Source organism: Pectobacterium odoriferum, from assembly GCF_009931295.1.
GTDB lineage: Bacteria > Pseudomonadota > Gammaproteobacteria > Enterobacterales > Enterobacteriaceae > Pectobacterium > Pectobacterium odoriferum.
Genome location: NZ_CP034938.1, coordinates 2,813,179 through 2,836,817 on the forward strand (window position 1 = coordinate 2,813,179; position 23,639 = coordinate 2,836,817).

Here is a 23,639-nt window from a genome sequence, read left to right on the forward strand (position 1 = left end):
TTACATTTAGACACACATTATTTCCATTTGTTACCTGATTGCGAACTTTGTAGCATCTTTAGGGTGGATAAACGGGCGCGTGAATGGAAAACTGCGTTCAGACACAGGAAGACACCAAACTTTCAGGAATAGTTCCGCAAAGAATTATTTATGGCAGTGGCAGGTGTCCAAATAACACCAATGAGGGTAATAATGATGAAACGCAACATTCTTGCAGTAGTAATCCCGGCTCTGTTAGTCGCTGGCGCAGCAAACGCAGCAGAAATCTATAATAAAGACGCTAACAAGCTGGATCTGACTGGTCGTGTACACGCGGGTTATACTTTCAATAACCAAGACACAGACAACGAAGACAACACCTATGCACGTCTGGGCTTTAAAGGCCAAACTCAGATCACCAGCGATCTGACTGGTTACGGTACTTTTGAATACCAATTCGATGCCAAGAAAGCAGAAGATAGCAATGGCAGCGCAGGAAAAACCCGTAAAGCGTTTGCTGGTCTGAAATTTGGAGATTTCGGTTCTTTCGACTACGGTCGTAACGTAGGTGTAGCTTATAACGGTATGGCTTATACCGACGTGCTGCCAGAAAACGGCGGCGACAGCAGCGTTACTGATACTCTGACTGGCCGTATCGGTAACGCCGCAACTTATAACACCTCTAACTTCTTTGGTCTGGTTGACGGCTTAGGTTTCGGTCTGCAATACGTTGCTAAAGACGATACTTCTTCTACCGTTAGCGCAACTACTGGCAAGAACATTGAACGCAATCACGGCGATGCGTGGGCGACGTCTCTGTCTTATGATACTGATTTCGGCGTAGGTGCGGTTGCTTCTTACGGCTCTTATGAGCGTACCGCTGCTCAACGCACATCAAGTGCTGGTGGTGAGCGCGCAGACGTATGGTCAACTGGCCTGAAATACGATGCAAATAACATCTACGTTGCAGCCACTTACGGCGAAGCTCGTAATTTCTATGCACCAATCGATGGCATTATTGCTGATGAGAGCAAGATCTTCGAAGTGGTTGCACAGTACAACTTTGATTTCGGTCTGACTCCAACAATTGCTTACGTTTCTCGTAAAGACAAAATCAGCAATGTTGTAAACGACTATGGCGTTAAGTATGCAAGTATTGGTGCAACCTATGCATTCAACAAAAACTTCTCTACTTACGCTGAATACGACATCAGCCTGTTGGACAAAAACAACGATTACGGTATTGAAAACAACGATATCGTGAACGTCGGTGTAATCTACCAGTTCTAAGTTGTCGCAGCATAACGTAACGAGTTAATCGTTCGTATTGCATGAAAAGACAGAGCCTTGGCTCTGTCTTTTTTATTGTGAGTTGGATAGCATTCCACCTTTACGCGCCGTCGCCAGCGACGTTGAAAAACGCCCCCGCGTTTTTTGGTTTCTGCTTTACGCCACGCTGCGCCAATTATTCTCGTCTAACCAGTCTTTTATTTCGTCTCTCTCCTTCTCCCTGTTATTTCCCTTTCTTTTTGACATCAACGGTTGGCAAAGCCTTTTACTGACGGTACTCTGAGAATTCTTATTTCATCTCAGTTATGGAACATTCTGGCAATGTTTGAAAATATCTCTGCCGCACCGGCCGATCCTATTCTCGGGCTGACCGATCTTTTCCGCGCCGATGACCGCGCGAATAAAATCAATCTGGGTATTGGTGTCTATAAAGATGAAACCGGTAAAACCCCGGTTCTGACCAGCGTGAAAAAAGCAGAACACTATCTGCTGGAAAATGAAACCACCAAAAACTATCTGGGCATTGACGGTCTGCCAGCATTCGGTCAGTGCACGCAGGAGCTGTTGTTTGGCCAGCAGAATGCCATCATTGCCGACAAACGCGCCCGTACGGCGCAAACCCCAGGCGGAACTGGTGCGTTGCGCGTAGCCGCTGATTTCATTGCAAATCAAACGTCTGCGAAGCGCATTTGGATCAGCAACCCAACCTGGCCAAATCACAATAACGTCTTCTCTGCTGTCGGTTTGGAAGTGTGCCAGTATGATTACTACGATGCAGCGAACCATGCGCTGGATTTTGATGGCCTGCTGAATAGCCTGAACGCCGCACAAGCAGGCGACGTGGTGCTGTTCCACGGTTGTTGCCACAACCCAACTGGTATCGATCCTACCGCTGAGCAGTGGGCTACGCTGGCCGAACTGTCAGTAGCAAAAGGCTGGCTGCCGCTGTTTGACTTCGCCTATCAGGGCTTTGCCCGTGGGCTAGAAGAAGATGCGGAAGGCCTGCGTCTCTTCGCTGCAAAACACGATGAACTGATCGTATGCAGCTCGTACTCTAAAAACTTCGGTTTGTACAATGAGCGCGTCGGTGCCTGTACGCTGGTTGCCGCCGATGCCGCCACGGCAGACAAAGCATTCAGTCAGGTGAAAGCCGCTATTCGCGCAAACTACTCTAACCCACCGTCACACGGCGCGACCGTTGTTGCGACCATTCTGGGCAACGATGCACTGAAGGCCATTTGGGAGCAGGAATTGACGGCGATGCGCGAGCGTATTCAACGCATGCGTCAGCTGTTCGTGAATACCTTGCAGGAAAAAGGCGCGCAGCAGGATTTCTCCTTCATCATCGACCAGAATGGGATGTTCTCATTCAGCGGCTTGACCAAAGAGCAGGTTCTGCGTCTGCGTGATGAATTCGGCGTTTACGCGGTGAATTCTGGCCGTATCAACGTTGCAGGAATGACGCCAGAAAACATGGCGCCACTTTGCGAAGCGATTGTTGCCGTACTCTGATCGTTCTACGATCAAAAAAGCCGACACCCTGTGTCGGCTTTTTCATTTCTGTCCTTTACTGATAAATTTCTGCCCTTTACTGATAAAAAGCACAGAAACTACCAAATCGCCGCATCTTCACGCAGGAAAGGATTGGTTTTACGTTCATGTCCTAAGTTTGACATCGGGCCGTGTCCTGGAATAAAGGTCACATCATCGCCCAACGGCAACAGCTTATTTTTGATAGACGCGATCAACGCCTGATGATCGCCCTGTGGGAAATCGGTACGCCCTACACCGCCGTTGAAAATAACATCGCCGACCTGTGCCAAGCGCGATTCTGCATCAAAGAAAACAATGTGGCCCGGTGTATGACCTGGGCAATGGAAAACCGCCAGCGTCGTCTCGCCCACGCTAACCTCATCACCTTCCTGTAGCCAACGCGATGGCATCAGCGGCGCGCATTCTTCCAGACCAAACATGCGGCTCTGTGCCGGTAACCCTTCCAGCCAGAAAGCATCTTCAATCTGCGGGCCAATAATTGCTACCTGATAGTGCTCGGCCAACCCTGCAGCCGCCCCCACATGATCCAAATGGCCGTGCGTTAACAGAATCTGTTTAACCGCAATCCCTGCATCCGCAACGGCACGTTTGATTTTTTCTGCATCGCCACCGGGATCGACAATCGCCGCTTCATTCGTTTTTTCGCACCATAACAACGTGCAGTTCTGGCTAAATGCCGTCACCGGGACTATTTGATATTTCATATCACTCCATGTTGAATAAACTGAGCGGCTCGCTCTGCATTAGCGAACCGTATCAGAAAAAATTTAACGCTGCGGTAGCGAATTACCAGGTGCGGACGGGGCCGGTATCGATGTGAACGAAATCACTGCGTGGGTAGTAGCCAACGCCGCCAGCACGCATTTTCATCGCCGCTTTACGAATATTAGCGAGTTGAACGCCTTCGATATGGAAATCCATCGCCTGCCCTTTCGTGTGGTAGCTCTGCTTTGCCACACCTCTGCTATGCGCACGTAATTCATTATTTGTATCTATCGCGCGATAACCAGAAATCAGCTGTACGGGCTTGTTGGTGCCCAACATTACCTGTAAGCGATAGAGCTGATCGAAAAGTTGGGGATCAATCGTTTTGACTTTATTGGCGCGATAGTCGCGGAAAAAGTGATTCAGGCGGGAAAGTTCTGATTTGTTATACCGTTTGCCATCAAAGAATTCCGTTTTCAGCCGCTCTCCGGTATTCAGGTTATTCAGCGTCAAAATTCGTGGACGGGGTGTCGATAACGTCGCAAATGCCTGACCGGGAAGCAGTGCGATGCCCAACGCGGCACCACCCAGTGCAAGCCACTTACGGCGATGATTGTCAATGTGATCCATAGAACAAGTACCCTGGCTAGAAGACGGTATAAAAGGAGGCGCAAAACGCACCGCCTTGAACCTTAACTTCCAGAGAAAAGTGAGTCAACCCGCTTTGCTAAGGGGTTTGCGGAAGATCGCATCGATCCTCCGCAAAACGATAAAATACCAATGCCGCTAATGCCCGTATTTTCAATACTTACTGAAGCAACAGCCCTGCTCTGGAGAGCACTTTCGTCCCAGCACGCGCGGTGTCATCATAATTGTAAATATCTGTTCGGAACTGTGGTCTACCATCCTCAGCCACCCACGCGGTCAGATAATAGAGGCTGACCGGAATCCGATGTTTCATTGACACAAAGGTGGTATTCCCCTGATCCAGCGTGGAAGAAATACGACTATTATTCCATCCCGCATCCTGCAATAGCATGCTAGCCAGCTCCGATGCCTTATTAACCCGCACGCAGCCAGAGCTCAGCGCCCGGATATCACGCTGGAACAGATTGTGATTAGGCGTGTCGTGCAGATAAATCGCTTCCGAATTCGGCATATTGAACTTATAGCGTCCCAACGAGTTGTTCGCACCAGGAGCCTGGCGCAGGCGGTATGGGAAACGCTCTGCTGACACGCCCTGCCAATCGATCATCGAAGGATCGATCGCTTCAGCATCCTGACTCCAACCGGACAACACCGTGTAGCCATGACGTTGTAGATAACCGGGGTCACGCACCACTTTAGGAATGATGTCCTGCCGAGTCAGCGTCGTCGGGACATTCCACGGCGGATTGACCACGACGTTATACAGCGAGCTGCTCATCAACGGTGTCTTACGCTTGGGCTGCCCAACAATGACGCGCGACGATAAACGCTCCGCGCCATCCTGATAATAGATCAGTGAATAATTGGGGATGTTCACCATGATACCAGTGTGAACATTGTCCGGTAACAGGCGCAGACGTTGGATATTCAACGCCAGCAGTGTTGCGCGCATTTGCGGGGACACATTGAGCCAATCGCGCGTACGCTTACCAATAACGCCATCATCCTCCAACCCTTGCCAATGCTGGAAGCGTTTAACCGCGTCAACCAGTTCGCCAGTATAACGATCGTCGATAGTCCCGCTGCCATCGACCAACGGAGACTGTCCTGTCGATACTGTCGTCGCAGCGGTATTTTCGTTAAACAGCGTAATGCTTTCCGTTGGTGACAACATGCCAGTACGTTGCAGAATTTCACGCAGTACCGCCAGTTCCCGACTCTGCTGTTCCGGGCGCAGAGATTCCGCCAGATTCAGGCTCGGCCACGGACGATTGTCCGTCAGCATTGTCTTCAATGCGTCATGCATTTTGGTATATTGCGAATGCTGCGGTGACAGCGAAACGACATAGGCCGCACTGGTGCCGGATTTCACGGCATGTTGCCATTGCGAAACGATATTGAGCGCCGGCGATTGCAGACGGTAAGGCACGCTGCTGTACAGCCAGTCGTTACCGCGACTTTCGACACCAGAGACGAACTGCAAATAACCCAGCATCGCATCCGATAGCACGGCATCACGTGCAAATCCGGTCAATTGCGGGTCGGTTAGCCAGGTCACCCACGTGGTGAACTGCGGCTGTACGCCCGCTATTGCCAATTCGGCCAGCTGTTGTTGAAACTGCTGAACCGCGCGATTATCTGCCCACATAGGTTGCATTTGGTGTTGAGCATAAAGCGATGATAAATCAGAGAGATAATGTAACGTTATACCGTGCGGCAGTGCAGCCAAAAGCCCTGCACGGCTATTTTCTACAGACACCACGCCCGAGCTTTGCGATAAGCCGGATATCACCATCGGAGATGCTGCCAGCACCGAAAACGAAGGAGACAGGCTTCCGACCCAAATACAACCCACGCGCAACAGCAGCCTGACCATTTTTCGTTTATGTAACAACATCCGTTTATCCTCTGTACTCATTAATCACTATGCATTCACGACAATCCACGGTAAACATGGAAATAACAAACCGAATTCGCTCGTATATGGTCACACTGGCGTAAGCACATTCTTTAGGTTTTTTTGTGTAGAAAACGAGAAAGAATGAAATATGATCATTTTATATAGCGTCCGTTATTACGGTACACCACCTTGCAACATAAAACCGTAAATCCTTCTACGACCTGCAATCGTTTTATCGTCAGTATATAAAGAGAAAAATATTTTTGCTTCTTCTTCTGGTTATTATCTTACGCGTTTGATGACGCTATTCGCTGTCAGCATTCTCTTTACGCAACGCTTTACGAAAAAACAAAGCCGCTTAAAAAAGCGGCTTTATCATTATAGAGGAAAATAGCGCCAAGGTTTGCAACGGTAAAATTTACCGCTCTTCATTATGAGACTTGCTCTTGCGTCTCTGCCGCTTCCGTTCCAAAACCACGCAGCCCGACCACATGGACATGCTCGTTGTTCTGGTAGACTTTACGCACCAGCTTATAGGTAGTTCCCTTCTCAGGGCTGATATTTTCCGGTGCTGCAATGACCAACTGCATTTCCAGACGGTCGCAAAGCTCGAACAGCGTCGCGATCGATTTGGCATCCAGACGCGCCGCCTCATCGAGGAAGAGCAGACGGCACGGAATAATATCTTTGCCGCGCAGACGCTTAGACTCTTCTTCCCAACTCTGCACCACCATGACCAGAATCGACATCCCGGTACCAATGGCTTCCCCAGTCGACAGCGCCCCACTTTCCGCTCGTAACCAGCCATCCGCGCCACGATTCACCTCAACTTCCATTTCAAGATAGTTTCGGTAATCCAGTAGCTCTTCACCGATCGTTTGCGGCGTGCGCTGTCCCATATCAATTTCAGGATTCAGGCGCTGATACAGTTTCGCCAACGCTTCCGAGAAGGTCAAACGGTTGCTGTTAAACAGATCCTGATGCATTTCCTGCTGCTCAGACAACACATTGAGCAGCGTGGTATGCGTTTCGCGCACGTTGACATTGAGGCGAACACTTTTCACCTGACCAAACGCGACCGCTTGCAGCCCCTGATTCAGCATCCGAATACGGTTCTGCTCACGCTGGATCGTTTTACGAATGATGTTTGCCACGCTGCGAGAACTGATGGCCAGCATCTGCTCGCGCGCCGTCAGCTCTTCAGTCAGGCGGTTAAGCTCGATCTCCATCTGCTCAATGGCTTCAACCGGATCATCGGTGCGGATAATATCCTGACGGATACGTTCACGCAGATGCTGGTAAACGGCGATATAGAACTGGATTTTGCGCTCGGGTCGCTTAGGATCTTCGGAAAGCCGCAGTACATCGCGCAGGTGTTCGTTATCCGCAACCGCCAGACGCAGCGCACCCAGAGCCTTATCCGACATGGAACGCAGTTCATCGCCTTCCATATACGCCAGTTCACGACGGTGCAGGCGACGCTCGACGCCGTTGTCTTTCACCAAACGCATGACCGCACACCAGCCCGCTTTCGCCGTAACAACCTGCTCACGCATCTGGTGATAATCACGTTCCAGCTTGCGCAGTTTCTTCTGCAAACTGTCCATTTCCGCTTCACAGAACGTAATCTGTTTTTCCAACTGATTGCGCCGAGAGCGGTTGGTGCTTAATGCAGCATGTAGCTCGTCACGACGCTGACGGGCACGCGCTTCAGCATCCGCGTCCGCACGTACGCCGATATCCTGAAGCTCTTGCGTCAGTTCCTTCAGCATGTCCTGTTTAGCATCGTAAGAGCTTTTCAGCGAGGCCTGAACCTGACTGTACTGCGTCAACTGTGCCTGATGCTGGCGTAGTTGCTCACGCGCTTTTGTCCGTTCTGCCTCAGCCTGTTCCAAACGATGGCGTAGTTTGTCATTCAGACCGGCATTTTCACCCAGCATGCCAGCAGAATCGGCGTAGCTGAAGTGCGCACGACGTTGCACAACCTCAGTCAGTGCAAACGCCTGCTGTTTTGCCTGCCTCTGTGCGTTCTGCGCCTGAGTATAATCCTCCTGCAACTGCTCATGCTGCTGCGGGTCGCTTTGCAGGACAGAAACTAACGGTTCCAGTTTAGCCAGCGTTGCTCCGTGCTGTTGAATGAAGCGGGCAGACTCTTCGGTTTCGTCCAGTTCCGCACGAATCTCTTCCACACGATCCTGCAATGTCTCATCGCAAAGCAGGCTAACACGCGGAATCAGTTTATTCAGTTGTACGCTGGCTTCTTTCGCCTGCTCATACTGCTGGCGCTGCTGCTGGTTTTCACCATCAAAGCTGGCCATCGCACGATCAAGCTCGCCACGACGGGAACTAAGCGTACGAATTTCCGCTTCGGGATCGTTATCAAAAACAACGGCCAGATGCGTACCGATAAAGCGGCTAAAAGACTGGTGCAGGCGCTGCGTTTTCTGCACGTCAAACGACAGCGTCGCGTACTGTTCGGCCAGCGCTTCGCGCTCATCACGCAGACTTTCCAGACGCATTTCCCGCGCGGCGCGGCCAAACAGCGGCACTTCCGGGAAGCGAGAATAACGCCACTGGCGTTCCGCAACTTTCACCACCACAGCGCGTTCCAGTTCTTCAACGGCGAACACGCTATCATCAAACGACTGCGGGTCACCCTCGATCAGATACAGATCTTCCGGGCAGTCTTCCAGACCGGCAAGCTGATCGCGCACCAGCGAGAGATCGGACACCACGATTGCATGGCGGGAGGGGCCATAAAGCGCCGAGAAATACGGCGCATCATCCAGTGTCACGTCATCATAAATTTCAGACAACAGCACGCCGCCAAAACGTTCCGCCAGCGCGTTAAGGCGTGGGTCTTCCGAACCACCGGGCTGACTCAGCCGCTCAATCTGCGCTTCGATCTGCCGCTTGCGGGCGGAGATGTCATCACGTTCAACGGTGGTTTCACGCTCGCGCTCCAGCAACTGCTGCATGAATTCCGTCACCTGACGGCTATCTTCGAACGTTTCGCCGCTCTGCTCACTTAACTGCGTCAGCATTTCCTGTGCGGCCAGCCAGACTGGCGCACGCGCCGTCAGCTTCTGAATGCGCTGCTGAGTTTGCTCCAGTTCCTGACGCAGCGCCATGCGCCGCTCGCCCGCTTCCGCCACCAGCGATGACAGCGTTTCGATGCGGGCATCAAGTTCTTGCTGGAGTGATTCCAGCTCTTCCGGTTGATAATCCTGACCGTTGCGTTTGCTGAAATCCTGCAATAATCGCTCGGCATCTTGCTGCTCACGCAGGCGCTGTTCCAGCTCAGACAAACGCATCCGCAGCGGCTGTACTCGCTCCGCCTGATAGCGTTGTGAAGAGCTGTCGCGCAGCAAATCGCGCGCAACCTGCCAGGCCTCATTGCGATTCACCGCACCCGCAATTTTGCTCACCAGCTGATAAGCTTGTTCAAACTGGCCGTGCGCCGCATCGGCCACGCTCAGTTTCTGCTCCAACATCAGCAGAATTTCTGTCGCTTCCTGCTCTTTCGCCTGATAGCTGTCCAGCCACTCATCCGCGTTGTCTGCCGTTAAATCCGGCAATTGGCACAGCGTGCGAGCGCGTTCCAGCGCTTGTTGCGCCTGCTGGTACTGAATGGCGCGCGTTTGCTGCACGTCCAACGCCTGCTGATAATCGGCAAGCTGGCTTTTCAGTTCATCCACTTCCAACTCGGCAGCATCGGCACGTTCTTCGTTTTCCGCCTGCTGCTCCCGTGCTTCTTCCACCACCTCATTCTGTTCTTCGAGGCGATAGCTCAATTCTTCTAAATCGGCATTATAGCGCTCGATTTTTTCCTGCTGGCGCATGGCGGTCTGCACCAGATTCAGGTGATCGCTGGCCGCCTGATAATCTGTTTCCAGATCGCCTTCGGCACCGCTCTGCTCCGCCAGCTCCCGCGCCATTTCTACGTGACGATATTGTTCCGTCGACAGCTGCTTACGGCTGGAGAACAGGTCACGACGCAGTTCCAACGCCCCATCCAGATGAATACGGCGTTCATTGGCGTGTCGCATGTAGTCAGCAGCAACATAAGAGGTCGCTTCAGAGATCAGGTGTTTGAACAGATCGCGATCGGACTGGGTGACACGGATCGCTTCCAGCGTCATGCGGTTTTCACGCAGTGCGGCTTCCATATCCTGAAACGCTTTACGCACGCCGCTGTTTTCCGGCAGCAGGTAGTCACGCAGCGAGCGAGTAATCGCACTGGAGATACCGCCGTACAGCGACGCTTCGATCAGACGATAGAACTTGCTGCGATCGGATGCAGAACGCAGGCGACGCGGCACCACGCCCAAATCAAACATTAGCGAGTGATAGTCAGTGATGGAGTTAAACTGCTTGAACTGAACGCCTTCCATCTCCTCGACGCGATCTTTCAACTCCTGCAATGAGAGCACGCGCGCCTGACGATCGCCGACCACCTGCGTCAGAATTTGCGTAGGCTGTATTGCCGTCGGTAACCCCTGAATGGTGAAAGGCTTGATATCAACTTTACGGTCGCGCCCTGCAACCTGCTGGAGGCGAACCCCAACCAGCACGCGCTGATGACGCGAGTTAACGACATCCAGCGTGGAGTAGCAGACACCCGCGCGCAATTTACCGTGCAGGCCTTTATCGCGTGAGCCGCTGGTGGCCCCCGCTTCAGTGGTGTTCCTGAAGTGCAACAGCGTCAGGTCAGGGATTAGTGCCGTAATAAAGGCGGCCATCGTGGTGGATTTCCCGGCACCATTACCACCGGATAGTGTGGTAACCAGTTCATCCAGATCGAAGGTGCGGGCGAAAAAGCCGTTCCAGTTGACCAGCGTTAGTGAGCGAAATTTACCGCGTTCAATCATTCCTGTTCATCCTCAACACTTATTCATCCTCGCCCGTTTCTGGCGCGGTATCATCGGTGCGATCATTGTCGTCGCTGTCATCTTTCAGCGACAACGTACCTTCAACAGGCATCGCTTCACCATCGCGAATCATGCGTAGCTGTGCTTCGCGGGCATCATCACCGCTGCGCACATCAGCCCCGAAGCGGAACACCGATTCAGTAATTCTGAATTTACTGCTGTCATTGCCCATAAAGTAGATCATACCTAACCGACGTAAGCGGTTAAGTGAGGTTCTGACTTTTTCCTGCAACTTTTGGCGATCCAAATCGGAACCGGTCGAACGCTGGTTAACCAACTTCAGCAGTTTGCTTTCATCCGCCAGACTCAGCAGCTCTTCATACAGCTCCTGCTGGCTGAAAATGCCTTCGTGCGCTAAACGCTCCGGGCTCAGATAGAGATAGCAGAGAATTTTCCCTACCATCATATCCAGCTCAGACAGTACCGAGCGAGGGATCAGCGTCGTGGAGCGCGGACGCAGATAGAAAAAGCCTTCCGGCGCGCGGATCAGCTCCACGTTGTAACGGCTGTAGAACTCTTCCAGCACCTCCTGGAAATCCATCAAAAACACATGGTTTTCCAGTTCTTCAATGCCAACGTGGCGCCCGGCGCGCAGTTGGCTGTCCAGCGCAGGAAAGAGATTATTCGACAGCGCGGTTGCCAGCTTCACTGGCATAAATTGTTCAATATTTGTCGATGACATGGGCCTGCACCTTGGCTCCGTAATCATTGATCGCCTGCCACAATGCAGGCAATCCGGTGAAATCTGTTTCGGCTACGCCCAGACGTACTGCCTGGTCGACCACGATTCGGGCAACATCAAAATGCCGCGAGCGAGGATGCTGCGCGAGGTATTCACGCATGACTTCACTCAAATCCAGCGGAATCTGTTGCGCTTTATATTTATGCAGCGCCTGCTCGACCAGCGCGATCAGTTGCTCGCGCATTTCACTAAACTCTTCATATTCGAGCTCCGGCGGCAGTTCACCGGTGACTTCTTCACTACGCAGCGTCAGTTCTTCGTCACGCATATCCAGCAGACGATCGGCGTTGGCGAACGTCAGCGCCCAAGGACTATCGAAATAGCTCTGCACCGACTGACGCAACCGCTGGGCAAAGACGCGGTTTTTATCCATATCAATCGCGGTACGGATAAACTTATGCACGTGACGGTCGTAACCAATCCACAAATCTATCGTCTGCTGCCCCCAGCTCACAATGCGATCGAGTTTGTTTTGCAGATCAAACACCAGTTTGTCGACAAACTCCAGATTATGCGGATTATTCATAATCGCATCCTGAATGCTCAACAGGCTCGTCTGCAATTTGTCGCCTGCGGCTTCAAGCGTATCCTGCAACTCACGCAACGTCGATGACGTTTCCGTCAGCAGTTGTTCACAGCTACTGATCGCTGCTCGCCAGTCCTGATTTAACAACGCTGCAATATCGTCTTTAACGCCCTGCTGTTGCTCATCCATCACGCGCTGTGACAGATCGATACTGTCAAAAATTTCTGCAACGGAATATTTCAGTGGCGCAAATACGTTGCGGTGCCAGTGAAACTCATCACCGTCTTCCTCCGCCGCATCGGCTGCACGGCTGAGCTCTTGCGCCACGATAGAGAGCTGCATGGAAAGGCGCAGCGTCGAGAACTCACGCTGCCGAATGTAATAATCGGTAATGCCAATCCCCAGCGGCGTCAGACGATAAATTGCATTACCTTCGGCCTGCTCGCTGGTAAAGCGATTAAGCAGCCGCTGACGCACCAGATCGTTAATCGCGTTATTGGCGCGGACGGTAATGGTTTCATTCGTCTGATCAAATCCCTGACTCACATGACGGAAGGCATCAATCAGCTCGCCTTCACTCATTTCACCATCCATACGCTCGCCGTTGAGCGTAGCGATCGCCATCAAAAACGCCAGGCGTTCGGTGGGGAGGGAAATGGAGAAATCGTTTTTTCGTGCCCAGGCGACCAGTTCGGGTACAGTCTGGGAAAAATCACTCATAATGCATCCTTCAAATGGGGTTTATGCGCCATGACATGGATATAACGGCCCAAACTCACAAAAGGCTCTTGCCGACAATACCGCTGTTCAATCTCCAGAATGTCGTCAAATTTCTCAACTTGCTGCTGTTTATTTTTCAAGTAGTCATGAAACACGCGCACGCCGGTTTTCCCGCTAATGGTCAGCCCCATCTCATCAAGCCAGCCGTACACTTCTTGCGGGTTCAGCGGGTGATCCGGCGAGAGCGATCGCCGTTTTCCCTTAGGCATTCCGGCTTGCACATAATCAAAGTTGCCCACCACCATGTTACGCATCAACAGCCCATGATGGTTATAGAACATCAGGGACAATGCCCCTCCCGGCGACAGGCAATCGTACAATATTTTCAGTACCTGCTGCGGTTGCGCGACCCACTCCAGCACCGCATGGAACAATATCAGATCGGCGGGGCCGTCCATATATTGCGCGACATCCTGTGCGGCACACTGCACAAACCGCATGTTATGGGTAACGCCCTGCTCCGCTGCCGCATTTTTGGCGCGCTGAATCATCTCACCGGAAACATCACACAACAAGACCTGATGTCCTAAAGTCGCCAGACGACAAGCCATCTGCCCTTCACCGCCTCCCGCATCAAGGATGCGCAAAGGCCGTGCCGGAAGCTGGGTCAAAAGATGGCTAAGATCCTGCCACAATACCGCCAGCCGAAGTCTCCCCTTCGTCGTGCCATAGATATTCTGAGCAAATTTTTCGGCGATATCGTTAAAATTGCGATCCTGCATCAGTCATTGTTCCGCATCATATAAACGGGGATCTCGTGCAGGTCATGTCTGCGCGATGCGATTTTTCCAGCCTGCCATTTTGGCACAGGCTGGCTTAGAATAAATGGCCTTACCGCATGATATCTTCCCAAATGCGGTTTTTTCACTCAAAAGGAATGCAATTTTATGCTTTTCACACTCAAAAAGTTCGTTGGTGGGCTTATGCAGCCCCTGCCATTGCTATTGCTTCTGATGGGTGTTGGCCTGTTGCTACTCTGGTTTACCCAGCGGCAGCGCGCGGGGAAAACGATAATATTAGCCAGCTGGCTGATGCTTATTCTGCTCAGCCTGCAGCCTGTTGCCGATCGACTGTTGTTACCACTGGAATCACACTACCCAACTTGGCGACAAACGCCGCAGGCGAACAAAGCCGAGTATATTGTCGTGTTAGGCGGGGGTATACCTATAACGCGGAATGGGCACCCAGTTCTAATCTCATCAGCAACAGCCTCCCGCGCGTCACGGAAGGCGTTCGCCTTTATCATGCCAATCCCGGCGCAAAATTGATTTTTACCGGTGGAGCCGCGCAGGGGAACCCTGTCAGCAGTGCGAAAACCGCGGCGCTGGTCGCCGAAAGCTTGGGCATTCCCCAGCAGGACATCATCATTCTGGATACGCCAAGGGATACAGAAGAGGAAGCGGTAGCAACCGCTAAGATTGTTGGCGAACGCCCTTTCTTGCTGGTGACCTCAGCCAACCATTTACCTCGCGCCATGCGATTCTTCCAGGCTCAGGGGTTAGCGCCGATTCCCGCACCAGCCAATCAGATGGCGATCACCTCCGCGCTCAACCCGTGGGAAAAAGTATTCCCTTCCGCTTACTATTTATCGCACAGCGAGCGAGCCTGGTACGAAACACTCGGTCGCCTCTGGCAGTCACTGAAGGGAAACACGGCAGCACCACACGACGCGGAACAACCGCAGGCTCATTCCAGCCAAGGGGACAACTCACGGGAAGCCACATCGAATAGCTGACGGTCTAGCTGTCCCGTGTGGATATAGCGGGACACCGCTTCCCAAATGACATATAGCCAGCGCCGGTAGACAAAGGATTCAGATACCGGTGCCTGTTTCAGATAGTGATAAAGCAGTTGCTCCGGCATGCCAGATTCACAAAGCCGGAAGAGTTCGTACTCTCTGGGTGCCCACAGCATCATTCCCGGATTGATCATGGCCAATAGCTGATCGCTACGCGCGTCCTTCAACATACTACGCAGCGAAAGGTTACCGTGTACCAACACACAGCCATCCTCGAAATCGTCAAACAGCATCGCTAAACACTGGCGCGAACGATAAAGCATGCTCCGGTCCTGCTGCGTAAGCAGTGGTGCATTGACATTGAGCAACGTGGACCACAGGACTTCCAGACGCTGTTGATACCAACTGAACCAATCATTGTCCTGCGTACTGTCCACCGAACCGACGCAGCCATGGCTATCAATTCGGTGCCAGGCCAATACATTTTCAACGATTTGGTCCATCAGCAGCGTCCAGCGCTGGCCGCTTCGTGGTGGCGCTTCCACCGACACACCGCGCAAGCGCTCAATCAGCAGCAGTTCCCGATAGGGCTGCTGTTGCGTCAGCACCAGTCCGTAAACGGTTGGCAGACGCACGTCGCCCTCACGCGCCAGCATCGAGAGTTTGTAAGCTTCCTGCTGTGCCACGCCCTGACAAACATAACTTTTAGCCAACAAAGGAATGGCGTTGCCTTCTTTATCATACAAGGCATACAGATCCGCATACGGCTGTTCGCTTATGCGCTCAAGTCGGCTGAGGCTTTCCCCTAACACCGTACTGAGTTCCGATTTCAACTGTTCCATAAACGGCGATACCTCAGTTGAGCCAAATAGCTCCACTCACCATGATGCGGTGAGCGGATGACAAATACTTCAACGCAGATCAAATAAAAGGGGATCAATGGCGGCAGGGAGAACTCCTGCTGAGGGTGTTTCAGCGATATTCCCTGCCCGTCAGCAGGGAATATCGTGAGTGACAGGCTAGCGTGTTAATACGTCGCCATTATTCGCGTTCAAAGGCCCCCAGGTCTGGCGCTGAACCTTTGTAAGGCAGCTTGACATCGCCCCCCTTGTTGATCAGCGCGCTACCTGAAGCAAGGCGCAGGCTTTTCAGCACTGGCAAACTGCCGTCAGCCTGACGCGGTGCATCCCATCCGGTCACGGACACGCTCTCGAAATCAGAATCTGATACCGCAATTTTCAGATCCCACGAATTATAGCGCATGTTCGCTCCGTCGGAGAACGACAGGTCTTTACCGCCATGAGAAACGTTGTTGCGCAGCGTACCCAGCCCAATCGCTTTTCCGTTTGCGTCGATGCCGCGGATATTAAAGTTCGGGTTATTTTTATAGCCGGTGTTGTTAAAGAAGTCGTTCGCTACCGGATGGTGGTTAGCATAAAATCCGGCCGCTTTATTTAAAAACGCAACCGAATTACGCACGGTATGTTTCACCGCATTCGCCACATAGACGCCACCGTAGCCACCTATTTTAAAACCGTTACCGTTACCCGCAGCCAGTGATTGTGTCGTCCCTGGTAAATAACCGTGTGACCAGGCCCAGGAATTTTCAATCAGCACCGGAGAATAGGCATTAATTAAATCAAAACCATCATCCGAGTTTGACCACGCCCGGCAACCGCGGAAAATATTGCCCGGTTGGTTAGCAGGGATATGTGCACCAAAACCATCGCCACTTTGGCCTGCACCATTAGAGGTCAGTGGATCGTAATTATGGTGAGAATCACTATTCAATACCAGGTTATTCCCCCCTCGCTGAATAAACAGCCCTGTCCCCATAATATGGTGAATATTCAACTGCTCGAATATATTATTACTGCCCCTTATCCACACGCCCCAGGATTCATGGTTAAGGTTATTACGCTGTGGAACACCGGTTATTTCCAGCCCTTTTACGGAAACCCAATCTGCAACGACGTTGAACCCTTTGACCCGGCAATCATCCTGCATCTGGCTGAAATCAAAAATCGGTACTTCCCCGCTAGAGGCCCAATATTCAATGCGTTTACCTTCAGTACCGCTCTTACTCAGCGTGATCGCATTCACCACATCGGTACGTGTCGTACAGACGTTCAGCCCTTTGGTAAACACGTATTTACCGCCACGGATCCACAGGCGGTCACCAGGGTTTAATGTTTTCTGTGCGCGGTCGATTGTTTTCCAGGGGGAGTTTTTACTGCCGTTATTCGCGTCGTTGCCGTTGGGTGCCATGTAATAAACCGCCGCGCTGCTGCCCGCTGCAGCCCCCATTAACATGCCGCCAAGAAAAATTTTTGCGATATAATGTTTAGCATTCATATCATTACCGTCCTTAGTTGAAATAACAAAAACGCCATGCGAAAACATGGCGAATTGATAGTAGCATTTAAATATGAAAATAAAAGTCCCCCTCGCGACGAATCAATTCAGCATGGGAATAAGCCATCCGCATAAATAAAGCGACGCCGCGTAATTTAAGAACTTTTAAGAATACTTATCTAAATAAGTGCTAAATAATTTAAAAGATAAAATACCGTATTAAAAGAAACGTCATGGGGAAAATCTATTCCAGCAAGAATAGATTCCCCATGACGTGTTTATAGCAGGCGGATGTGAGAGGTGTTACTGGCCTGCCATGACGTGCCGCACACGGGCCAGATCTTCTGGGGTATCCACGCCGACGCTAGGAACAGCTTTGGCGACCGCGACGTGAATCTTCTCGCCGTACCACAGCACACGCAATTGCTCCAGTAATTCGATTTGCTCCAGTTGGCTCGGTGCCCAACTGACATAACGACGCACAAAACCCGCACGGTAAGCATAGATACCAATATGGCGCAGGAAGTGATCGCCAATGGTTTCCTTAGACTGAGCAAAACGCTCTCTGTCCCAGGGAATGGTCGCACGGGAAAAATACAGCGCGTATCCCTCAGCGTCGGTAACCACTTTTACCGCATTCGGGTTGAATGCTTCTTCGCTGGTTTCAATCGGCACCGCCAGCGTTGCCATTCCCGCTTTACTGGCAGCGAGGTTTTCCGCCACCTGACGAATGATAACGGGAGGAATGAGCGGTTCATCGCCCTGAACGTTAACGATGATGTCGTCATCGGTAAAACCGTAACGCTCGATGACTTCAGCCAGACGCTCCGTGCCAGAATTATGATCGGCGCGGGTCAGGCATACTTCGCCACCAACTTGCTGCACGGCAGCCTCGACGTCGGGGTGATCGGTAGCCACAATAACGCGCTGCGCCCCCGATTCCAGCGCCCGCTCCATCACATGGACGACCATCGGTTTGCCGTTGATGTCCGCCAGCGGTTTACCCGGCAGCCGGCTTGACGCAAAACGCGCAGGAATGATCACAGTAAAGGTCATTGTGTTATCTCATCAGCCCCGAGTTTACGCGCCTCGTTTTCCAGCAGCACAGGGATACCATCACGAACTGGATAGGCCAAACCATCGACCTTGCATATCAGTTCCAGTTTCTCTTTATTAAAGTACAGCCGACCATTACAAACAGGACAGGCAACAATCTCAAGTAAACGGTGATCCATGCTTCCTCCATCTTTGGCCGATCGATGACCGGCATGTTCTTTCTCGCTATGACAGCGATCTAATAAGGTGATATCCACAAGGAATATCTGAAACCGTAGTAGCAGACTAATTTATGTTCTGCTGCCCGCATTCCGATTAAGCACATTTTCTAGTTTGTCGAGCAATTGCGTGCCGTAGGGCTCAGCTAACACGGCATCGACGGGCAGATACCACCAGTTATTCTGAGCAAACGCCTTACATTTTACAGCATCTTTTTCCGTCATCAGCAGTGGCTGCATCGCATCCTGAGTCAGCGAGTCGAGCTGTTCTGGCTGGTACGACTGGTGGTCAGCAAAGGCGACTTCACGTGCAATGCGAACACCAGCGTCACGCAGCGTAGCAAAAAAACGTGGAGGATGTCCGATGCCCGCCATCGCAACGACATCATGCAACTGGCTCAGCGGGCGCGATTCACCGGAAAGCAAGTTAACTGCCATACCCGCCGTGAGTGTCATGCCTATCTCATTTGTTCGTGGCGTGCCGCCGTTAACAATGACCGCATCCACCGACGCCAAACGGCTTTCTCTTTCCCGCATTGGGCCTGCGGGCAGCCACCATCCGTTGCCAAAACGCCGCATCCCGTCAATCACCACCAGCTCGATATCTCTTTCCAACGCATAGTGCTGTAATCCATCGTCGGTGATCACCACATCTAGCGTGTGCTGTGCTAATAACGCACTCACGGCATCCCGCCGACGGGGGGCGACCGCAACGGGTGCACCGGTACGCTGGAAAATCAGCACCGGTTCATCGCCTGCCTGCGCCGTCGTCACTGCCCCATCCAGCAGTAGCGGATAACGTTCAGCTTTCCCACCGTAACCGCGTGACACCACGCCGACACGATAGCCTCTGCGTTGCAGCTGTTCGACGAGCCAAATGACTACCGGTGTTTTCCCATTGCCGCCAGCCGTCAGATTCCCCACGACCACAACAGGAACAGGCGATCGCCAGCTTTTCCGCCACCCCAGTCGATAGCTCTGACGGATCAGAAACGTGATGAACCCGTATAACCACGAGAGCGGCAGCAGCAGCCAATAGAGCGGCGACCGCCCGGACCAGATGCGCTCAATCATTCGCCAAACTGCATTCTATGCAACTGAGCATAGGCGCCGTTCGCCGCCAGTAACGCAGCATGATTACCACGCTCAATGATTCTGCCGTCTTCAACTACCAGAATCTCATCTGCTTTTTCAATCGTGGAAAGGCGATGTGCAATCACTAGTGCGGTACGATCTTTTTGCAGCTCGTCTAATGCCGCCTGAATGGCGCGTTCGGATTCCGTGTCCAGCGCCGACGTGGCTTCATCCAATATCAGGATCGGGCTATCACGCAACAGGGCACGGGCAATTGCGATGCGCTGCCGTTGTCCGCCAGAAAGCATCACGCCGTTTTCACCAATGACCGTATCCAGACCGTGTTCCATCTTATTGATGAAATCCATTGCATACGCCATTGTCGCTGCCCGCTCAATTTCCTCACGGCTATAGTGCTCATTGCGAGCATAGGCAATGTTGTTCGCTATCGTATCGTTGAACAGGTGAACGTTTTGAGAAACCAGCGCGACCTGATTACGCAAGGAGGACAGGCGATACTCACGTAGGTCGTGACCGTCGAGCAGAATCTCGCCTGATTGAATATCGTAAAAACGCGTGATCAAGCTGGCAATAGTCGATTTACCCGAACCAGAGCGGCCAACCAACGCCACCGTCTTACCCACGGGAATATGCAGATTGATATTTTTGAGCGCCAGATTTTCTCTTCCTGGATAGGCAAAATTCACCTGACGGAATTCGAGTTCACCTTTCGCACGTTCAATTTCGCGTTTGCCAGTGTCACGCTCTTGTTCCATGTCCAGAATGGCGAATAGCGTCTGGCATGCAGCCATCCCGCGTTGGAACTGCGCGTTCACGTTGGTCAGTGATTTTAGCGGACGCATCAGCGCAATCATGGAAGAGAACACCACCGTGATCGTCCCGGCCGTTAAGGTTTCCATCACGCTGGGGAAACTAGCGGCATACAGCACAAACGCCAATGCCAGCGAAGCAATCAACTGAATGATGGGATCGGAAATTGACGAGGCGGACACCATTTTCATGCCCTGCTGACGCATCCGATTACTGACCTGATCAAAACGTTTAGTTTCAACTTCCTGACCACCAAACATCAGCACTTCTTTGTGGCCTTTAAGCATCTGCTCCGTGCTGGTGGTAACATGCCCCATCGTATCCTGCATGTTTTTACTGATATTGCGGAATCGTTTGGACACCATGCGCATAGCAATTGAGACGATCGGTGCAATAACAATCAGGATGATGGAAAGCTGCCAGCTGTAGTAGAACATCAGAATGAACAGGCCGATAATCGATGCACCTTCCCTGACAACCGTAATCAACGCGCCGGATGAAGAGGCCGCAACCTGTTCCGAATCATAGGTAATGCGGGATAACAGCGTCCCAGTTGACTGCTGATCGAAGAACGACACTGGCATGCCCATAATATGGGAGAACAGACGGCGACGCATATTCATCACCACTTTGCCTGAAACCCAGGAAACGCAGTAGCTGGAAACAAAGCCTGATGCGCCTCTTACTAGCATCAACCCGATGACAACCAGCGGCATCCAGAGCAATACGGAACGTTCCGCTTTGCCAAACCCTTCATCCAGCAAAGGCTTAAGCAGGGAAAGCATCAATGTATCGCCAGCGGCGTTAATGATGAGTGCGATGGCAGCAGCAGCAAGCCCTGCCTTAAAAGGAGAGATCATCGGCCATAGGCGACGAAAGGTCTGCCAGGTGGAGAGATCTTTATCATTCAGCATGTAGTGAACCTGAATCGGGAAGAAATAGCCGACCATTTTACTCATTATACCGCTCTACGCCAAACCACTGATGATACCAACGAGGCGATATGTGATCCCTGAACCGCAGTATGTGCCATGAATCGCTGAAAAAACGTGCACTTAACTGCCCAGATGACGCGGTATCCAGCCATGAGTAACCATATTGCCGATATCGTTCAACAATCTTTACGGAAGGCAATCGCCACGGGTTATAACGCGCCGCAGAAGCCATAGCAAACTCGGCATTAACTGCACGAATAAAGGAAGGCGATGATGATGTCTTACTGCCATGGTGAGGGATTTGTAACAAATTCGCACGCAGGGCACTGCGATCTAACCTAATCAATCCGTTTTCCGCATCTGACTCCAGATCGCCCGTCAGTAGGACACTGTATTTTCCATCATCAACACGGATAACGCAGGAGTCGTTATTTTCCGCCCGTTCTACGAGCGCTAACGGCCACAACACGGTAAACGTGAGGTCCTGCCAGTGCCAACGTTCGCCGCGTTGGCAAGAACGATGATTCATCGCGTTGGTCGCGCTATATATCATCGCTTTAGGGTAAGCCACCTGTAGCGTTTCCAGTCCGCCGATGTGATCCCTATGACTATGACTCAGAATAATTTTTTCCACGTCGACGCCCCGCCATCGCAGGTAAGGTAGAATTTCTCGCGTCGCCATATCGCCCCCTTCCCAGCGGTTTCCCGTGTCGTATAGCACCGCTTTCCCACGCTGTTCGATAACAATCGCCAGACCATGACCGACATCAAGCATATCCACACGCCAATCCGGCTCATCGGTCTTTATGCGGAAGACCAATAAAACCAGGATCAGAATACTGACACTCGCCGGATAGATACGCCACCAGCTAAAGCGCCATATCACCACCGCGCCCCAGCCCGCGACGCTTCCTAGCAGCAGCGATGCATCAAGATACACCCACCCCGTTTGTAGATACGTCAGCGGGGCGAATACCACGCGCAACGAAATATCCGCCAGCCACCAGAGCATTTCACTCAGCGGCGCAAATGCCATCGTGCTCAATGCCAGCAAAATGAGCGGTGTAGTAACGAAGGACACCAAAGGCACAGCCCAAAGGTTCGCGGGCAGAGAAGTGATACTGAAACCGTGGAAAATATGAAGTTGCAAGGGCATCAATAGCAGCGTGACTCCCGTTTGCAGGTGGATCCAGCGCAGCCAGAACCACCGTCGCCGGGTCTGTAGCCGATGAGGAAGTGGTGCCCACTGAAACCAGAAAATCAGCGACGCAACGGCAAGGCAAGATAGCCAAAAACTGTCTGACAGTACGCTCAATGGATCACTGACCAGAATCAACGCGACACACCATAGCCAGACCTGCCAGGCTGAGCCGTTGATACTCCACATTCTTAGGCAAACCCATACGCTAAGCGCCAGTGCAGATCGCACCGCTGGCGGATTTCCTCCAGCCAGCCAGACATATCCCCATGCAACCACAGCGCTCGTCAGCAATGGGAAGCGATAGCCAATCCACTGCACGGGAAAACCATACTGTAAGGCCCGCGCCATTCCCCAGCCAACCAGACCCGCAAGCACGATATGGAGGCCAGAGATCGCCATCAGGTGCATCGTCCCAGTATTCTGAAGTAGCGCCTTGAGTTCTGGGCTAACCGTTTTCATCTCACCAAACGTCAGTGCCAATAAAATAGAACGCCACGCTAGCCCCTGCACCTGCTGCTCCGCCTGTACAATCGTGCGCTGGCGAAAATCACACTGGCTATCAACCACAGTTGCCATTAGCACACGACCCGACACGGGTTGCCGTTTGGCTATTGCCCAGCGTTGGCTATCAAAACCGCCTTCGTTTAACCGACTATGAATAGGCCGAAAATTGACACTGATTGCCCAACGTTGGCCACCACACCAGCTTTCCATAGCCGGTGATAAGGTCAGTTGCGCATATAATGGGGGGAAAATTCTGTGCTGATTGATCTCTTCCAGTCGAACCGTGATCAAATCATCATCATGCTCATTGAACCGTATGCTGCTTATCGTCACGACAGCGTTAACCTGACCCTGCGTAACGCGCTCAATTTGTAGCAGTAAGGTTTGAGCATTCAACGATGCCCAGCAAAAGCTCATGGCAACAAGCGCCACACAGCGTATCCCCGCATGGCGATATCCGACTAACATCACGCAGGTGGATAGCCCGCCCCCCCACCACAGCAGCATTTGTGCTGGAATCTGCGGTAAAAAAAGCAACGGCAGAATACCCAGCACACTCGCCCAAGCCAGACTATTGACTGACATCGTCCCTTGCCATGATACACCTTTCCGTTTTCCCTGTGGTTCGTCCTGGCATGTTGCAGTAACCCAAGCTGATGCAACAGGACAAAA

Annotated in this window: 16 protein-coding genes and 1 pseudogene; 3 read left to right on the forward strand and 14 right to left on the reverse strand. The window is 52.0% G+C overall.

From position 1 onward, the window contains the following. Nucleotides 1–192 precede the first annotated feature (192 nt). The gene (locus EO763_RS12570; protein WP_280117239.1) at nucleotides 193–1,269 is read left to right on the forward strand and encodes a porin; all 1,077 of its coding nucleotides are present in this window, start codon (nucleotides 193–195) and stop codon (nucleotides 1,267–1,269) included. 321 nt (nucleotides 1,270–1,590) lie between these two features. Further along, nucleotides 1,591–2,781, forward strand: coding sequence for an amino acid aminotransferase (locus EO763_RS12575; protein WP_161529149.1), 1,191 nt, complete (start codon nucleotides 1,591–1,593; stop codon nucleotides 2,779–2,781). Between the two features lie 98 nt (nucleotides 2,782–2,879). Here the strand turns inward: EO763_RS12575 and EO763_RS12580 are convergent, their stop codons facing one another. The 7 genes from EO763_RS12580 to cmoM form a co-directional block, all read right to left on the reverse strand. Continuing rightward, nucleotides 2,880–3,527 (reverse strand): MBL fold metallo-hydrolase, encoded by a 648-nt coding sequence (locus tag EO763_RS12580; RefSeq protein WP_161529150.1) that lies wholly within the window; start codon nucleotides 3,525–3,527, stop codon nucleotides 2,880–2,882. An 82-nt stretch (nucleotides 3,528–3,609) separates the two neighbouring features. Beyond that, nucleotides 3,610–4,158, reverse strand: coding sequence for a peptidoglycan L,D-endopeptidase MepK (gene mepK / locus EO763_RS12585; protein ID WP_010277035.1), 549 nt, complete (start codon nucleotides 4,156–4,158; stop codon nucleotides 3,610–3,612). A 178-nt stretch (nucleotides 4,159–4,336) separates the two neighbouring features. Next, the gene (gene ldtD, locus EO763_RS12590) at nucleotides 4,337–6,073 is read right to left on the reverse strand and encodes a L,D-transpeptidase (protein WP_103157234.1); all 1,737 of its coding nucleotides are present in this window, start codon (nucleotides 6,071–6,073) and stop codon (nucleotides 4,337–4,339) included. Between the two features lie 434 nt (nucleotides 6,074–6,507). Beyond that, nucleotides 6,508–10,947: a chromosome partition protein MukB gene (mukB, locus tag EO763_RS12595; RefSeq protein WP_161529151.1), complete on the reverse strand. Its 4,440-nt coding sequence runs from the start codon at nucleotides 10,945–10,947 to the stop codon at nucleotides 6,508–6,510. 19 nt (nucleotides 10,948–10,966) lie between these two features. Beyond that, complete coding sequence (mukE, locus tag EO763_RS12600; protein WP_010309617.1) at nucleotides 10,967–11,689, reverse strand: chromosome partition protein MukE; 723 nt, start codon at nucleotides 11,687–11,689, stop codon at nucleotides 10,967–10,969. Further along, nucleotides 11,670–12,995 (reverse strand): chromosome partition protein MukF, encoded by a 1,326-nt coding sequence (gene mukF, locus EO763_RS12605; protein WP_010309619.1) that lies wholly within the window; start codon nucleotides 12,993–12,995, stop codon nucleotides 11,670–11,672. The genes mukE and mukF overlap by 20 nt, the downstream gene beginning before the upstream one ends. Further along, a complete protein-coding gene (gene cmoM / locus EO763_RS12610; protein WP_161529152.1) occupies nucleotides 12,992–13,777 on the reverse strand; it encodes a tRNA uridine 5-oxyacetic acid(34) methyltransferase CmoM in 786 nt (261 codons plus the stop codon). The genes mukF and cmoM overlap by 4 nt, the downstream gene beginning before the upstream one ends. Nucleotides 13,778–13,942: 165 nt before the next feature. On the opposite strand from cmoM, the pseudogene elyC reads away from it, so the two are divergent. Further along, nucleotides 13,943–14,790 (forward strand): annotated as a pseudogene (gene elyC / locus EO763_RS12615) (envelope biogenesis factor ElyC). On the opposite strand, the gene EO763_RS12620 reads toward elyC, so the two are convergent. The 7 genes from EO763_RS12620 to EO763_RS12650 all read right to left on the reverse strand — a co-directional run bounded on the left by EO763_RS12620 (nucleotide 14,742) and on the right by EO763_RS12650 (nucleotide 23,552). Next, a complete protein-coding gene (locus EO763_RS12620) occupies nucleotides 14,742–15,635 on the reverse strand; it encodes a YcbJ family phosphotransferase (RefSeq protein ID WP_161529153.1) in 894 nt (297 codons plus the stop codon). The pseudogene elyC and the gene EO763_RS12620 overlap by 49 nt on opposite strands. A 199-nt stretch (nucleotides 15,636–15,834) precedes the next feature. Further along, nucleotides 15,835–17,148 (reverse strand): pectate lyase PelN, encoded by a 1,314-nt coding sequence (pelN, locus tag EO763_RS12625; RefSeq protein ID WP_039286892.1) that lies wholly within the window; start codon nucleotides 17,146–17,148, stop codon nucleotides 15,835–15,837. Between the two features lie 303 nt (nucleotides 17,149–17,451). Continuing rightward, complete coding sequence (gene kdsB, locus EO763_RS12630) at nucleotides 17,452–18,204, reverse strand: 3-deoxy-manno-octulosonate cytidylyltransferase (protein ID WP_161529154.1); 753 nt, start codon at nucleotides 18,202–18,204, stop codon at nucleotides 17,452–17,454. Further along, nucleotides 18,201–18,383, reverse strand: coding sequence for a Trm112 family protein (locus tag EO763_RS12635; RefSeq protein WP_005967647.1), 183 nt, complete (start codon nucleotides 18,381–18,383; stop codon nucleotides 18,201–18,203). Before EO763_RS12635 ends, kdsB begins: the two co-directional genes overlap by 4 nt. A 111-nt stretch (nucleotides 18,384–18,494) precedes the next feature. Then, on the reverse strand, nucleotides 18,495–19,496 hold the full coding sequence (gene lpxK / locus EO763_RS12640) for a tetraacyldisaccharide 4'-kinase (RefSeq protein ID WP_161529155.1): 1,002 nt from the start codon (nucleotides 19,494–19,496) through the stop codon (nucleotides 18,495–18,497). After that, on the reverse strand, nucleotides 19,493–21,241 hold the full coding sequence (msbA, locus tag EO763_RS12645; RefSeq protein WP_161530387.1) for a lipid A ABC transporter ATP-binding protein/permease MsbA: 1,749 nt from the start codon (nucleotides 21,239–21,241) through the stop codon (nucleotides 19,493–19,495). The genes lpxK and msbA overlap by 4 nt, the downstream gene beginning before the upstream one ends. A 37-nt stretch (nucleotides 21,242–21,278) precedes the next feature. Beyond that, entirely contained in the window at nucleotides 21,279–23,552 is a 2,274-nt protein-coding gene (locus EO763_RS12650; protein WP_161529156.1) for a ComEC family protein, read from the reverse strand. Nucleotides 23,553–23,639 lie beyond the last annotated feature (87 nt).

What these genes read in the sequence shown, in the direction of transcription:
- kdsB (WP_161529154.1), bottom strand. Translation starts at nt 18,204, where the DNA reads ATGACCTTTACTGTGATCATTCCTGCGCGTTTTGCGTCAAGCCGGCTG.
- cmoM (WP_161529152.1), bottom strand. Translation starts at nt 13,777, where the DNA reads ATGCAGGATCGCAATTTTAACGATATCGCCGAAAAATTTGCTCAGAAT.
- EO763_RS12575 (WP_161529149.1), top strand. Translation starts at nt 1,591, where the DNA reads ATGTTTGAAAATATCTCTGCCGCACCGGCCGATCCTATTCTCGGGCTG.
- EO763_RS12620 (WP_161529153.1), bottom strand. Translation starts at nt 15,635, where the DNA reads ATGGAACAGTTGAAATCGGAACTCAGTACGGTGTTAGGGGAAAGCCTC.
- mukE (WP_010309617.1), bottom strand. Translation starts at nt 11,689, where the DNA reads ATGTCATCGACAAATATTGAACAATTTATGCCAGTGAAGCTGGCAACC.
- EO763_RS12580 (WP_161529150.1), bottom strand. Translation starts at nt 3,527, where the DNA reads ATGAAATATCAAATAGTCCCGGTGACGGCATTTAGCCAGAACTGCACG.
- EO763_RS12650 (WP_161529156.1), bottom strand. Translation starts at nt 23,552, where the DNA reads ATGTCAGTCAATAGTCTGGCTTGGGCGAGTGTGCTGGGTATTCTGCCG.
- pelN (WP_039286892.1), bottom strand. Translation starts at nt 17,148, where the DNA reads ATGAATGCTAAACATTATATCGCAAAAATTTTTCTTGGCGGCATGTTA.
- mukB (WP_161529151.1), bottom strand. Translation starts at nt 10,947, where the DNA reads ATGATTGAACGCGGTAAATTTCGCTCACTAACGCTGGTCAACTGGAAC.
- EO763_RS12570 (WP_280117239.1), top strand. Translation starts at nt 193, where the DNA reads ATGATGAAACGCAACATTCTTGCAGTAGTAATCCCGGCTCTGTTAGTC.
- msbA (WP_161530387.1), bottom strand. Translation starts at nt 21,241, where the DNA reads ATGCTGAATGATAAAGATCTCTCCACCTGGCAGACCTTTCGTCGCCTA.
- mepK (WP_010277035.1), bottom strand. Translation starts at nt 4,158, where the DNA reads ATGGATCACATTGACAATCATCGCCGTAAGTGGCTTGCACTGGGTGGT.
- mukF (WP_010309619.1), bottom strand. Translation starts at nt 12,995, where the DNA reads ATGAGTGATTTTTCCCAGACTGTACCCGAACTGGTCGCCTGGGCACGA.
- EO763_RS12635 (WP_005967647.1), bottom strand. Translation starts at nt 18,383, where the DNA reads ATGGATCACCGTTTACTTGAGATTGTTGCCTGTCCTGTTTGTAATGGT.
- ldtD (WP_103157234.1), bottom strand. Translation starts at nt 6,073, where the DNA reads ATGTTGTTACATAAACGAAAAATGGTCAGGCTGCTGTTGCGCGTGGGT.
- lpxK (WP_161529155.1), bottom strand. Translation starts at nt 19,496, where the DNA reads ATGATTGAGCGCATCTGGTCCGGGCGGTCGCCGCTCTATTGGCTGCTG.